Source organism: Carboxylicivirga linearis, from assembly GCF_018271995.1.
GTDB lineage: Bacteria > Bacteroidota > Bacteroidia > Bacteroidales > Marinilabiliaceae > Carboxylicivirga > Carboxylicivirga linearis.
Genome location: NZ_JAGUCO010000010.1, coordinates 96,292 through 111,816, shown reverse-complemented (window position 1 = coordinate 111,816; position 15,525 = coordinate 96,292). Strand labels below are relative to the sequence as shown.

Genomic DNA, 15,525 nt, shown 5'->3' with positions numbered 1-15,525 from the left:
GGCGATCCGTAAATAAATTACGAACCGCCCCTCTCTAATAATTAATATTTGCTACTAATCTATTGTTTGAAGACCTTAAATAATTTAGTATCTCCATCAGAATCTACTTTTACAATGTACATACCTTTTTGATCCAATGAGATAACCTCGCGTTGTGCATTTGTTTTTACTTGTTTTACCAAACCGCCAGCTAAATCATATACACTAATCACTGATGTTTTACCTTCCATTTCAATTGTAAACTCACCTGTTGAAACGGTTGGATAAACTTTGATTGTTCCTTTATTAATATCGCTTCCAATACCAGTGGCAATTTCGAAGTTAATTGTGTAAGTATTTTCAACTCCACCGTTGGCTACAACAATTGTTGCGGCACCCGGAACTTCGGTAGCCTGAGTAACAACTGGCGTCACTCCGGAAGTAGCTGTTGCACCTACAACAGGTATAGCAGCTCCTTCATCAACAGCTACAGTGTATACCAGTGTGGCAGCATTAAAATCTTCCATAGGAACACCATCAATAGTAATCTCACTTAAAGTAGCATCCACCACATCATCAGCAGGCCAATTAATAGAATGAGCCATAACTGTTAACTCATCCATTGCTCCTGAGTAAATATTAAACTCTTCGATTTCACCTAACCATGTGGGATCGTTATAACCACCATAACATAACCAGGCATTTTCGTTACTTAACTGAGGAATATAGTATGCATCATTTATAGCAGTTGTTTCAATATGTGTTCCATTCAAATAAAGTGAAATGGAATCATTTGTTAAAGTGGTTACCAAATGCAAAGACGCATCACTAGTTGCTTCCTGTGGATTAATTGCTCTTGATGCTCCAGAACCTTGATCAATTACGGCTTTTATGTTATCATCGTCATTTTGAATTGATGTCCAGTAAGTATTACTTCCGGTTAAACCTCCAAAGTAGGTAAGCATCGACCATCCATTATTAACACCCACATTTTTAATATAAACTTCCATTGTGATAGAAGGATAAGTATTGATAGCGATTTCTTCGGCAGGAAAAGTGATATATGAAGAGTCTGAAGCATTAGCAAATATACCTTCAGCAAATACACCTCCATTAGTAATACCATGAGCACTACCCACTACATCCTTTGCAGTTCCGTCAGCAAAAGTATATGAGTGCATAAGAGTAAGAGCTGTATCCTTAATGTAATGGATTACATAGTCTTTTGTATATGCTTCATCTGCGGTAGTTACGGTAACTGTAATTATTCCACTGGCATCAGTAACTGAAACACTACCAGCACCTACAATGTCAGAAGTTGCTTCCTCTGCCACAGCTGTTATATCAATAGAAGTTGTTCCTTCTGGTAATGTTACATAATACTCTGTTACTGTCGCATTGAATACAGGCTTAATGTTGGCTGCATCAATACTAAGATCTAATAAATAAGCATCTGGTGGAAATACCTCTTCAGGTGTACGAACAACCCACACACCTCGTTCATTAGTAACGCCTTTATCGCAATACAATGAGCTTCCGGCAGAGGTCGCATCAGTAGCAATGTAACCATTATTACCTGCGGCATCTTTTGCTACAGATATCATACGGAATTTACCCGGCTCCATTTCATTAATAATAAAAGCACAACTATCTGTATTCTGCGTCAGCTCATCAAGCATTACCATATTCCAGGTATTGGATGATGAAATTGACATATACTGACTATCTTTGTTTTTAATAAAGAATACTCCTTCTGCGCCTGCATCTTCAAACTGCATTAATTGTGTACTTTCACTTTTCAATGCTTCATAAATATGAACACCTTCACCAATCACCAAACCAGATGCTTCCTGCTCAATATAAAAATCTTCACCGGTTCTGATTTGCGATTCATAAATACTTAATGTATAAGTAGTAGTAGCAGTTCCATCTTGTGAAGTTACTGTAAGTGTAGCAGATCCTTCGCCATCAGTTAAGGTAACGGTACCATTTCCTGTTAAAACGGCATCATCCCACGCTTTAATTCCCGTAACATCAACACTGGTTGTACCATATGGTACCATAGCTGTATATTCAGTAACCGTTTGATCAAAATCAGTTATTAATGACCCGGTTGATAATTGTATATCACTAAGGTATGCGTTTGAAGCACCTTCTTCAAAGTCAATGTATACAATATAAGTAGCCTCACTACCATCAAAAGCTGTAACATTAATATAGGCATCCGCTCCTTCTGGTGTTAATGGAATAACACCTCCTTCATACGGATTCATATCATAATCACCGATCAATACATCAGCGCCTATTCCATTAGTTGCAGCAGTTAGTGTTACCTCTGTAGTGCCATAAGGTACATACAACTCATACTCTCCATATTCTGCATCTATTAAAGTAAGTTCACCAATACTTGCGCTTAACTCACGTAGGGTAGCATCATCACTGGTTTGCAACTCTATACTCTTAACTTCTACAGAATCGGGCTCTGCATCCGGGTTATGTATAGTCGTCCATTTATTAATGGCAACTATATCTGTTTTTCTAAAACCAGCATTTTCATCAAACACCAATTCAGGATAATCCATATCAATATTCTGCACATAAGTTTTACAAGATAAGTTTGGAACATCCAATGCAATCCATACTTTCGTAACTTCACCTGCAACCGGTATAATATCTCTTGATTTTGAAAAACCACCCCCGTTTCGCACCACAAAACCTTCATCATAAAAAGCCAATGCTGTTGAGTAATCGCCCCATGCTTTTACTGTGTCTTCTGCCAGGTTAAAAGAGGCATCAAAATTGCCATCCTCATCCACATCATGTAACATTACTTCGGCATAAACAATATGTCTGGCCGATAAGCCCGGATCAAAAATGCCAATAGTGTCAGTTTGTTGAGCCATTGACATTGATATTCCCAAAAAGGAAATAACACCAAGCAATGCATACTTTAAAAGTAAATTTTTTAATTTCATAATAGATTGTTTAAATGATACTTCAAGTTAGTGCGATAAAAGTAGGTATATGCACCTATCATGAGTTGCAGGTATTTGACATCTATTTTCATTTTTTCACAATCAATCTTTTTTATTTTTATCACTACACTCTGGACATTAAAACAACGAAATACCAAAAACCAACACTATACAACTGTTTTATTGCACATTAACCAACTTAGACCTCGTAAACACTTTTTTACATTGCTTAATTTGTATTAGTAATTTGCATATTTCTTGCACATATGTGTAAGAAGATAGGATAATTTTGCAGTAACCTTCCTTCGCTTTTAACTAGAGTTAGCAGTATGAATTTTAAGTAGTAAAATAAAAATGAGTAGCAGATTAAGTAATTACAGGTTGAAGCTTGTCCTTTCAGTATTTAGTATTGTTCTATTTTTAAGTTCTTGTACCCAAAAAGAAGAGTATTCAGGTTATTTATTTGCCTATTTTGTGGGTAATGGTCCTGGTCAGGAACAAATACATTATGCCGTTAGTGAAGACGGATATAATTTCAGAGCTTTAAACAATAACCATCCTATTATCGACTCCAAAACAATCAGCAACTCTGGAGGGGTACGCGACCCTCATATACTGCGTGGAAAGGATGGTAAAACGTTCTATATGGTAGTTACCGATTTGTATGTACCTGAGATGGGCTGGAATAATGTTGCTATGACATTGCTTAAATCAACTGACCTGATTAACTGGACTTCAAGTGTATTAACTATTCCTGAGTTGTACCCTGAAGAATTTGGTCAGGTAAATCGCGTTTGGGCTCCACAAACCATCTATGATAAAGAAGCTGATAAATACATGGTGTATTTCTCTATGAAATCGAACGGCGACCCGGATATTATTTATTACGCTTATGCCAATAAAGACTTTACCGGTTTTGAGGAAGCTCCCAAACAGCTTTATTTCAGTCCAACCAACAACGCCTGTATTGATGGTGATATAGTTGAGAAAGATGGAAAATATCATTTCTTCTTTAAGTCTGAAGATGGAAAACCAGGTATTAAATTGGCTATTTCAGATAAACTAACAGAAGGATATGTGCAACAAGGCAGTCAGCGTGTAGATAAAGAATCTCATAATGTTGAGGGATCGTGCGTATTTAAAATTAATAATAAAGAGGAATGGATTCTGATGTATGATGTGTACATGAAAGGTACTTATCAGTTTGCAAAATCATCTGACTTAATCAATTTTGAAGTGATAGATCACGAAATATCCATGAACTTTCACCCTCGACATGGTACTGTTGTACCCATCACCAAATCTGAGATGGAGCGTTTAATCAGTAAGTGGGGAAGCTCTAGTGATCCTATTATTGAAGCAACCTCATTGCAACTAAAACTGAATAATGTTAATATCAAAGGTGATAAGAAAACCATTCATTTGCCTGTTAAAAACGGAACTGACCTTAGTGCATTTGATCCTCAATTTATTGGTTTTTCGGGTTTTTCAATGAGTCCGGCTGGCCCTCAGAATTTCTCTAAAGGTGCAGTCAAATATAACTTAACCATTAAAGACCAAGGTTCGACCGAATACACAGTAACTGCTAGTGAAGATCACAACCCCGTTTTGGATGGTTATTATGCCGATCCTGAAATTTTGTATTCCAAAAAAACAGGTAAATATTACATCTATCCTACCAGCGACGGATTCTGGGGATGGTCTGGCACCTACTTTAAAGTTTTCTCATCAGACGACATGGTTAACTGGAAAGAAGAAAACATTATCCTCGACCTGGAAAAAGATGTTAGCTGGGCCGACCGTAATGCCTGGGCTCCTTGTATTGTTGAAAAGAAAATTAACGGAGAATATAAGTATTTCTATTACTTCACAGCTGCCCAAAAAATTGGAGTTGCAGTGGCTGATAACCCAACAGGGCCTTTTGTTGATATGGGTAAACCTCTGTTCGGTGAACACCCCAAAGGAATTAACCGCGGTCAGGTTATTGACCCGGATGTTTTTACCGATCCTCAAACAAACAAAAGTTATATTTATTGGGGTAATGGCTTTTTAGCTGGTGCTGAGTTAAACGATGACATGATGTCGATCAAAAAGAACTCATTAAAAATAATGACACCAGACAGAACCTTCCGCGAAGGAGCCTACGTTATCTTCCGCAATGGAACCTATTATTTTATGTGGAGCGAGGATGATACACGCAGCCCTAATTACCGGGTTCGTTATGCCACAGCCAAATCTCCGTTGGGTAAATTAACCATTCCTGAAAATAATATGGTGATAGAGAAAGATCCTTCGCAAGGCATCTATGGTACCGGACATAACTCGGCTATTCAAATACCAGGAACTGACGATTGGTACATCGTTTATCACCGCTTTACTTTACCTAAAGGAATTGACATGGGAAGACCTGCCGGATTTCACCGTGAAACTTGTATCGATAAATTAAACTTCGATGAAGAAGGTAACATTGTACAGGTTCAACCCACTTTAGAAGGAATTCAACCAGTAAAATAATATAATTTCGACTGATTAATTTTTAATAAAATGACCTTAAAAAAAAAAGCTTTAACACTATTTTTTGCTGTCTTGGGGCTATCATTTGCAACTCAAGCGCAAAACAACAATTCGAATAATACCTTTCAATTAGATAATCCCAATTACGACATTAGTCCGTATACGGGCATGACAAGGCAGCATTGGCACGATGCTGCCTTGTATTTGTTAAAGGGAGCCTTTACTTACATCGATGATTTGGATGATCCGATGAAATTCCCCAAACAACCGGGAAAAAGTTACCCTCACAATGAAGGTCGCGTACCAACCGAAAAGCTCGAAGGATTATGCCGTACCCTTTTTATTGCTGCTCCTCTCCTACACGAAAATCCAGAACTTACCATTAACAACATCAACGTTGGAGAATATTACCGCCATCAGATTAAACAATTAATCAACCCTGATAGTCCGGCCTATATTGTGCACCGGGCTAAAAACGGTGGCCCCAGCCAAAATCTGGTTGAGTATGGTGCTTTAGCTATCTCCTTATTTGTGGTACCCGAAGTTATTTGGGAGCCTCTTTCACAACAAGATAAAGATGACTTGGCAGCCTCAATGCTTAGTTATGGCGATGGCCCAACGGTTGATTCCAATTGGAAGTTCTTTAACATTTTTGTTTTGAGCTTCTTTAAGGATCAGGGCTATGATGTAAATGAAGAGTTACTGGAAAAATACCTTGCTCGTTCATTAACTCATTATAGAAGTGATGGCTGGTATAACGATAGTCCGGCTTACGATTATTACAGCATGTGGGCATTTCAGTTATACGGAGTTCTTTGGACCGAAGTATTCGGAAATAAGTACTACCCTGAGTATGCCGAAAAATTCCTGGCCAACTTTAAAGACCTTTACAATTCATACCCACATATGTTTGCCAAAGATGGTTCGATGATGATGTATGGCCGATCAATCTCTTATCGAATGGGATCTATTTCGCCTTTCCCATTTATGGGCAAATACGGAGGAGATGATGTGAATTTGGGCTGGTTAAGAATGATTTCATCCAAAACCATCCTTCAGTTCTTGCAACATCCCGATTTTTTAAAGGATAATGTTCCAACACTTGGCTTCTACGGAGCCTATGAACCAACTGTTCAAAACTATAGCTGCCGGGGTAGTGTATTCTGGATGGGCAAAGCCTTTTTATCGCTATTACTGCCCGAAGATAATCCATTCTGGACAGTTAAAGAAGATCAGGGTGATTGGAAAGACTATGAAAATGACAAGGTATACAACTATTTTGCCTCCTCACCGGAATTGTTGATAACTGACTATCCTGAGTCAGGAGCTTCTGAAATAAGAGCCTGGTGTCATGAAAAAGTAAAAGACGACTGGCAAAAATTCCGTTCAACAGAGAATTACAACCGTCTATCATACAATAGTATTTTCCCATGGCAAGCCGATGGTTCCAATGGTGAAGTGGCCATGAACTACGCCTTCCTTAATCAGAAGAATGAATGGGAAGTATTCAGACTTTATTCTTTCCAGAAATTTGAAGATGGAGCTTATTATAGAGATGCTGTTTTGGAAACAGATGAGCAAATAAAAATGAACCTGGTTGACATTCCTCTTCCAAATGGTATTTTAAGAGTGGACAGAAACATCACTGATAAAGATGTTAAAATGCGTTTAGGGCATTATGCATTGCCTGAATTTGAAACTCCAATAACTTCTACAACAAAAAAAGCGGGTAAGTACAAAGCCACCATTATTGACAATGGTAAACACCAATTAGCCATGATTCCTGTTATGGGATGGACTGATTTGGAAGTAATCGAAACAGAAGGGTTGCATCCCGAAAGTAAAAAAAGCAGTATTATCAATGCTACCTATCAGCACAAAGCTTCTGACACTCCCGAATTCCATATTTCATTAATGCTTTGGAAGGAATCGGGTAAAAAATGGAAATCAAAAGAAATCAACCCAATTAAATCATTGGAGTTTACAAACAATAACAAAAGCCTTATTTTGCATTTCCATAATGGCGACGTAAAAACCGTTCAGTTTGACTAATATTAAAGAATCCATACGTTATGAAGAGACATTTTTTATTGATCCTGCTGCTGGTTGGCATTTCAATAACAAGTAAATCCTATGCCAATGAGCCTGACTCTGCATATATTTTCAGTTATGCAACCGCTAAAAATTACAATCACAATGGATTGCATTTTGCATGGAGCGTTGACAAAGAAAACTGGCACACCATTGGTCCTGAATACAAGTTTTTAGGTAGTGATTTTGGTCGCTGGGGATCTCAAAAACGAATGATTAATCCCTACTTATTTATCGATAACGAAGGTGAATGGCATTGTATCTGGTCGTTAAACGAAAAGGTGGAGCAATTTGCTCTTGCCTCATCGTCCGACCTTTATAATTGGGGGCGTCAATACTATCCGTATATTATGGAAGAAGGGCCTATTGAAAAACCTGAAATACATTTTAATTCAGAAAAGGAAGTGTATTCCATTACATGGCTGAGTGAAGATCAGGCTTATCTATCAGAAACAACTGATTTTAAAACCTTTTCAGAGGCACAAAAGATAGATACAGATCAAAGACAGGATAACAGAGTTAGCCAATACATTAATGGTGAAAAACAAACGGGTGTTATCAATAAAACCGATTGGGCAACCATTCAAAATCTGATTGTTCGATACGAATGGATGAAATTTAAGGATCAGGAGAATGCTGAAAAAATGAAGGATGATGCCTCTCGTTTTGGCTATCTTGAGGAACTGACTGCTGATATTTCTTTTCAACCTGAGAAAAGTAAAGCCATTAGCGATAAATTAATCGGTGTCTTTTTTGAAGATATTAATTATGCTGCCGACGGTGGAATTTACGCTGAATTGATTCAGAATAGAGGATTTGAATATAACCTACACGATAAATTAGGAAGAGACAAAAGCTGGACTCACGATAAGGCCTGGAGTGTAAAAGGTGAAGGTTTAACTTTTACAATAGATACTGTTGCCCCTATTCATATCAACAATAAGCATTTTGCGGTATTAGATGTTCAACAAAATGGAGCTGCTCTGATAAATGAGGGCTTTGATGGCATTGCTGTTAAAGGAGGCGAACAGTATAACTTCTCTGTATTTGCCCGTTCAATGGATGAAGCAAAATACAGTGCAAAAGTCCAATTAGTAGCTAAGGACGGTACGGTTGTGGGAGAAACAATCATTAAAAACATCAAAGGTAACTGGGCCAAAAAAGAGGCTGTAATTAAAGCTACTCAAACCGTTAATGATGCACAACTGCATATTATTCCTATGCAATCGGGTAAGTTGGCTTTAGATATGATTTCATTGTTTCCCAAAAACACTTTTAAAGGACGTAAAAACGGTTTGCGGAAAGATTTGGCTCAAGTGGTTGCCGATATTCATCCTAAGTTTGTTCGTTTCCCGGGTGGTTGTGTGGCTCACGGTGACGGAATAGGAAATATCTACCATTGGAAAAACACCATCGGTCCTTTAGAAGCTCGTAAACCCAATCGAAATCTTTGGGGATATCATCAAACAGCCGGTTTAGGCTATTTCGAGTATTTCCAATATTGCGAAGATATCGGTGCAGAACCTCTACCGGTAGTTGCTGCAGGTGTTCCTTGTCAGAATTCAGGGGATTGCGGCCACGGACAACAAGGTGGAATTCCAATGTGCGAAATGGATAGTTACGTTCAGGATGTTTTGGATCTGATTGAATGGGCTAATGGCGATAAAAACACGAAGTGGGGTAAAGTAAGAGCCGAAGCAGGTCATCCAAAACCGTTTAACCTAAAATACCTGGGGGTCGGTAATGAGGATCTGATCACGGATATTTTTGAAGAACGTTTTACTATGATCTACAACGCCGTCAAAGAAAAATACCCTGATATTGTTGTAATCGGAACGGTAGGTCCCTTCTATTATGGAACCGATTATGTAGAAGGTTGGGATCTGGCAACCAAGCTTGAAGTGCCTATGGTAGATGAGCATTACTACCTTCCTCCGGGTTGGTTTATCAACAATCAGGATTATTACGACCGTTATGATCGTTCTAAGCCTAAGGTTTACCTGGGAGAATATGCCTCTCACCTACCCAACCGCCATATGAATATTGAAACAGCTCTTTCTGAGGCACTATACCTAACAGCGGTTGAACGCAATGCAGATGTTGTTGAAATGACATCTTTTGCTCCACTTCTGGCTAAACATGGTCACACTCAATGGAATCCTGATTTGATTTATTTCAATAATACCGAAATTCACCCAACCGTTGATTACTATGTGCAGAAGCTATTTGGCCAAAACAGCGGCGATGAATACATCCCTAACCAAATTAATTTATCGGATTCCAACACAAAAGCTCAGAAAAGAGTTGGTGTATCAATGGTGAAAGACAGTCAAACAGGTGATTACATTATTAAGATGGCCAACTTATTACCAATTGAAGTTGCCGCCAATATCGACCTTAATCAATTTATTTCTGAAGAGGCTGAGGTACAAATAAACGTATTAAAAGGAGCTCCTGATGACAGAAAAGCCGTTCCATCAGAAGAAACAATGACAGTAAAACCTGATGCGGTTTATTCTATGCCAGCCTATTCATTTACTGTTATACGCATACCCGCTCAAAAGAAATAAAAACATAAGAAGCTAAATAAAATTCAGATGAAAAAAACTATTAGTTCAATGGCAGCAATGGCAATATCACTTGCATTATCAGCACAGATCCAGATGACTGTGAATGCAAAAAAGCCTGGCGCTGAAATTCAGCCTGAAATGTATGGTGTTTTCTTTGAAGATATCAACTTTGGCGCCGATGGTGGAGTTTACGCTGAGTTAATTAAAAACCGATCGTTTGAGTTTGAACATCCGTTTGTTGGGTGGACTCCCTTTGGAGATGTGGTGGTTAAAAACGATGATGCATGTTTTGATAAAAATCCCAACTACGTTCGCGTTACTGGTAAAGGTCTTCGTACTTTCTCCGGACTAGAAAATAATGGTTTTAAAGGTATTGGAATAAAAAAAGACGCTGAATACCACCTATCCTTCCATGCTCGCGTTGAGAAAGGTAAGACCATTAAGCTAAAACTGGAGATTATCAATTCTCATAACGATCCTATCTCAGTAAAACACATTGAAGTTACAGGTGATGACTGGCAAAAACACACAACAGTTTTAACTGCTAATTCAACCGATGCTCATAGTAAATTCAGGTTGATGGTTGAAAACTGGGGATACATCGACATGGACCATATCTCTTTATTCCCTGGTGATACGTGGAAGGGTCGTGAAAATGGCTTACGAAAAGATCTGGTTCAGGCCTTATATGATTTAAACCCCGGTGTATTTCGCTTTCCGGGCGGTTGCATTGTGGAAGGAAACACTTTGGAGAGTCGCTACCAATGGAAAAATAGTGTAGGTCCTGTAGAGAATCGTCCATTGAATATCAACCGTTGGAATTATACTTTCAAACACAAGTTCTTCCCTGATTATTACCAATCGTATGGAATGGGCTTTTATGAATACTTCTTGCTTAGTGAAGACTTAGGCGCAGAGCCTCTTCCTGTTTTGAGTTGTGGACTGGCTTGCCAATACGAAAGCAAAGAGTTAGTATCATTAGAAGATTTAGAACCTTACATTCAAGATGCTTTAGATTTAATTGAATTTGCCAACGGAGCTACCACTACCAAATGGGGTAAAGTGCGCGCCGACATGGGCCACCCTGAATCATTCAACTTAAAATTTCTGGCTATTGGAAACGAGCAATGGGGTGAAGTTTATGTGGAACGTTTGCAGCGATTTATTGATGTACTAAGCAAAAAACATCCTGAGATTGTTTTAATCGGATCATCGGGTCCTCAGCCAGATGGTAAAGATTTTGATTACCTGTGGCCCGAAATGAAAAAGCTGGACGTAGCTTTGGTTGATGAGCATTATTATCGCAGCCCTGAATGGTTCTTGGAGAATGCTGGTCGCTACGATTCATATGACCGAAAAGGTCCTAAAGTGTTTGCCGGAGAGTATGCTGCTCATCCCAAAAACAGAGATAATAACTTTGAAGGAGCTTTGGCCGAAGCTGCTTTCATGACCGGTTTGGAGCGAAATGCAGATATGGTTCAAATGGCAACCTACGCACCTTTATTTGCACATGTTGAGGCATGGCAATGGTGCCCCGATATGATCTGGTTTGATAACCTAAAATGTGTTCGTACTCCTAATTACTATGTGCAGCAAATGTATGGCACTAATGCTGGAACCCATGTCCTTTCTCTACAAGCCGAAGGATTTGATTTAAAAGGTCAGGATGGTATTTATGCCAGCTCTGTTATCGATAAGAACAAATCGGAGATTATTATAAAAGTGGCCAACACTAATACTGAGACAAAAGATCTATCATTAACGATTGAAGGCCTAAAGAAAGGATTGAATTCAAACAAAGCAGAAATCACCATGATTCAATCCAATGATTTAAGTGTTGTTAATACTTTGGATAATCCACTTAATATTATTCCTCAGAATTTCACTGAAAGTATTTCTGGCAGCACCTTAAACCTCAAATTGACGAAAAATTCATTCTATGTGATTAAATTCTCATACTAGATTAATTTTTAATCTCATTCTCAACCGTGTTAATATTTCTTCAATAGAAAAATTAACACGGTTTTTTAAATTACTGTCACTTGCTAACAGTCAACAATTATAATTTTACCTTTACGATTAGAATAAAAACACAACTATTCTCCAAATCTAAATCATATTAATAGTTTACAACCAATTACAATAATTTAATGAAGAAACTGGTATTATTATCGCTCCTGACTTTGGGTATTTGTAAGCCCTTTCAAGCACAGGATAACGATTGGGAAAATCCGGCTGTTTTCGGGATTAATAAAGAAGCCCCCAGAGCAACAGCTTTTCCTTATGCAAATGCACAACAAGCTCTGAAAGGAAATCCGGCTGCATCGCCTTTTTACTATTCTCTTAACGGAGAATGGAAATTTAACTGGGTGTACAAACCAGCTGACAGACCTGTTGATTTTTACAAAACAGATTATGATGTAAGTAAATGGGATAACATTCAGGTTCCGGGCAATTGGGAATTGCAAGGATATGGTACACCTATTTATACCAATATTAAGTATCCTTTCCCAAAAAATCCTCCATTTATCGATCATAAACACAATCCGGTAGGTTCTTACCGTCGCACCTTTAATTTACCTGAAGACTGGAAAGGTCGTGAAGTATATCTTCATTTTGAAGCCGGAACATCAGCCATGTACATTTGGGTGAATGGACAAAAAGTTGGATATAGCCAGGTAACAAAGAGTCCGGCTGAATTCAATATTACACCATACCTTCAAAAAGGTAGTAATATGATTGCCCTTGAAGTTTACCGTTGGTCTGATGGTTCGTATATTGAGGATCAGGACTTCTGGCGTCTTTCTGGTTTCGACAGAGGAATATCATTGTATTCTACTCAACCAACTCGAATCCAGGATATCTTTGCCAAAGGAGGTTTAGATAAGAACTATGTACATGGTTTGTTAGATGCAACCATCGACATTAAAAGCCTGGCAAAGAAAGGATCGAAAAACAAGGTGACTGTTACTTTATATGATGCCGATAAAAAAGAAGTTTACTCTGCAACTCAAGATGTAACCGTTGACAAAAATGCTACTTCGCAGGTTAACTTTTCAAAGACTATTATTGATCCGTTGAAATGGAATGCAGAAACTCCTAATCTGTACAAATTAGTAGTTGAGCTGAAGAACTCAAAAGGTAAGACTATTGAAGCTACCTCAACAAACCTGGGTTTCCGAACTGTTGAAATTAAAGATAGCCAGCTATTGGTGAATGGTAAATATGTTTTAGTGAAAGGGGTAAACCTGCACGAGCACCATCAAACCATGGGACACCATGTTGACCGTGCCACTATGCTAAAAGATATTGAAGTGATGAAGCAGCACAACGTAAATGCTGTTCGTACCAGTCACTACCCACATAGCACCGAGTGGATTGAACTTTGCGATGAATATGGATTGTATTTAGTGGATGAGTGTAACATCGAAACACACGATATGGGTGCCACTTTCCAAAATTGGTTTGATAAAGGCAAACACCCAGCATATTTACCAGAATGGCATGCAGCTCATATGGATCGTATCCACCGTTTGGTAGAACGCGACAAAAACCATCCATCGGTAATTATCTGGAGTATGGGAAATGAGTGTGGTAATGGCCAGGTATTTTTTGACGCATACGAATGGATGAAAGAACGTGACAATACACGTCCTGTTCAATTCGAACAAGCTGGTCAGGAATCAAATACTGACATCGTATGTCCGATGTATCCGGGTATGGGATCAATGCATGAATATGCCAACAAAGAAAATCCGGGTCGACCATTCATTATGTGTGAGTATTCTCATGCTATGGGTAACAGTAATGGTAACTTCAAAGAATACTGGGATTTAATCCGTTCTAAACCACATATGCAAGGTGGTTTCATCTGGGATTGGGTTGATCAGGGATTAGTTACCCAAAACGAGCAAGGCGAAGAGTTTTGGGCCTATGGTGGTGACCTTGGTGGTGAAAAATACACCAACGACGAAAACTTCTGTCTAAATGGAGTGGTAAACCCTGACAGAACACCTCATCCTGGACTATATGAAGTAAAAAAAGTATATCAAGATATATTATTTGATGTAGTTGACATCAGAAATGGTTCTTTTAAAATCACCAATGAGTTTTCTTTCACTTCAACCAAAGATTACCAGTTTAAATGGCAATTGATTGGAAACGGAAAAGTGGTTGAAACCGGATTATTTACTGCAGATGTGCCTGCTTTAGACTTTAAGATTGTAGATATTGAAATGCCTGAAGTAGATTTCAACAATGGAGTTGAGTATTTCTTTAACTTATTTGCATACACAACAAAAGACGCTCCGTTTATTCCTTCGGGACATGAAGTAGCTCGTGAGCAGTTTAAACTATCACCTGAAGCTTATTCTCCTCAATTGAAAAGCTGTACTGCTCCGGTTAATGTAATCGATACCAAAGAAAGCTTTATCATTAGCAACGGAAAAATTCAAACGGTTATCAGTAAATCAACCGGTCTAATCAGCAGTTATACGATTGATGGCACTGAATTAGTTGATGAAGCGCTGGCTCCTAATTTCTGGCGTACTCCTGTTGATAATGATTTTGGAAATCACATGCAAAACAACAGTGCTGTATGGCGCGAAGCGGGTGCTAAAGCTAAGCTTATCTCTTTAACTAAACAGAAAGGGAAAGATGCCGTATTTACTGCCAAATTAGCTCTGAATGATGTTAAAGCTGATTACACTTTAACTTATACTTTCAATGCTGGTGGTGCTGTTAAAGTAGATGTTGCTTATAAGACATCAGAAGAAGAGATTGCAGAAATGCCTCGTTTTGGTATGATGATGACTCTTGCCAAGGATTTTGATAACTTCTGTTATTACGGTCGCGGACCATGGGAGAACTATTCAGACAGAAATACTTCTTCTTTTATTGGAGAGTACAGTTCTAAAGTACAAGATCAGTATTTTGCTTATATCCGTCCGCAGGAAAATGGTAATAAAACAGATGTGCGTTGGTTATCATTAACTAATAACAATGGTGTTGGAATTAAAGTTACCGGAATGGTTCCTTTAAGTGCAAGTGCATTGCCATTCAGCCCTGCTGATTTAGATCCGGGTAAAAGCAAAGATCAACGTCATACGGATGATGTTCCTGCATTCTCAAATGTTTATTTATCAATCGACCTTGTACAAAGAGGTGTTGGTGGAGACAACAGCTGGGGAGCTCTTCCGCATAAACAATACCGCTTACTGGATAAAGCTTATTCATATTCGTATGTGATAAGTCCGGTTTGGTAACACACAAATAAGCAAAATTAATAATAAGCGTCTATCTATATTATAGATGGGCGTTTATTTTATATTAAGGCACTAGATCATTACTCTAGCTATTTAAATAGAGCACATACCTTAAATTAAATGTTAAATTTT

General features: G+C 38.3%; 6 protein-coding genes. 5 read left to right on the top strand and 1 reads right to left on the bottom strand.

Features of this window, described 5'->3' with window-relative positions; all coding sequences use genetic code 11:
* Window positions 1–59: 59 nt before the first annotated feature.
* On the bottom strand, window positions 60–2,954 hold the full coding sequence (locus tag KEM10_RS13920; RefSeq protein WP_212216629.1) for a cadherin-like beta sandwich domain-containing protein: 2,895 nt from the start codon (window positions 2,952–2,954) through the stop codon (window positions 60–62).
* A gap of 354 nt (window positions 2,955–3,308) precedes the next feature.
* Here KEM10_RS13920 and KEM10_RS13915 point away from each other — a divergent pair, with 354 nt between their 5' ends.
* The 5 genes from KEM10_RS13915 to KEM10_RS13895 all read left to right on the top strand — a co-directional run bounded on the left by KEM10_RS13915 (window position 3,309) and on the right by KEM10_RS13895 (window position 15,393).
* A complete protein-coding gene (locus KEM10_RS13915) occupies window positions 3,309–5,468 on the top strand; it encodes a family 43 glycosylhydrolase (RefSeq protein WP_212216628.1) in 2,160 nt (719 codons plus the stop codon).
* Window positions 5,469–5,498: 30 nt separating this feature from the next.
* The gene (locus tag KEM10_RS13910) at window positions 5,499–7,520 is read left to right on the top strand and encodes a DUF2264 domain-containing protein (protein WP_212216627.1); all 2,022 of its coding nucleotides are present in this window, start codon (window positions 5,499–5,501) and stop codon (window positions 7,518–7,520) included.
* A gap of 20 nt (window positions 7,521–7,540) precedes the next feature.
* Window positions 7,541–10,129: an alpha-L-arabinofuranosidase C-terminal domain-containing protein gene (locus KEM10_RS13905; RefSeq protein ID WP_244825858.1), complete on the top strand. Its 2,589-nt coding sequence runs from the start codon at window positions 7,541–7,543 to the stop codon at window positions 10,127–10,129.
* 27 nt (window positions 10,130–10,156) lie between these two features.
* Complete coding sequence (locus tag KEM10_RS13900; RefSeq protein ID WP_212216626.1) at window positions 10,157–12,091, top strand: alpha-L-arabinofuranosidase C-terminal domain-containing protein; 1,935 nt, start codon at window positions 10,157–10,159, stop codon at window positions 12,089–12,091.
* A gap of 188 nt (window positions 12,092–12,279) precedes the next feature.
* Window positions 12,280–15,393, top strand: coding sequence for a glycoside hydrolase family 2 TIM barrel-domain containing protein (locus KEM10_RS13895; protein WP_212216625.1), 3,114 nt, complete (start codon window positions 12,280–12,282; stop codon window positions 15,391–15,393).
* Window positions 15,394–15,525: the final 132 nt, after the last annotated feature.

Bases quoted from the DNA above. Each gene is read 5' to 3' on its own strand.
- KEM10_RS13900 (WP_212216626.1), top strand. From the start codon at position 10,157: ATGAAAAAAACTATTAGTTCAATGGCAGCAATGGCAATATCACTTGCA.
- KEM10_RS13920 (WP_212216629.1), bottom strand. From the start codon at position 2,954: ATGAAATTAAAAAATTTACTTTTAAAGTATGCATTGCTTGGTGTTATT.
- KEM10_RS13915 (WP_212216628.1), top strand. From the start codon at position 3,309: ATGAGTAGCAGATTAAGTAATTACAGGTTGAAGCTTGTCCTTTCAGTA.
- KEM10_RS13905 (WP_244825858.1), top strand. From the start codon at position 7,541: ATGAAGAGACATTTTTTATTGATCCTGCTGCTGGTTGGCATTTCAATA.
- KEM10_RS13895 (WP_212216625.1), top strand. From the start codon at position 12,280: ATGAAGAAACTGGTATTATTATCGCTCCTGACTTTGGGTATTTGTAAG.
- KEM10_RS13910 (WP_212216627.1), top strand. From the start codon at position 5,499: ATGACCTTAAAAAAAAAAGCTTTAACACTATTTTTTGCTGTCTTGGGG.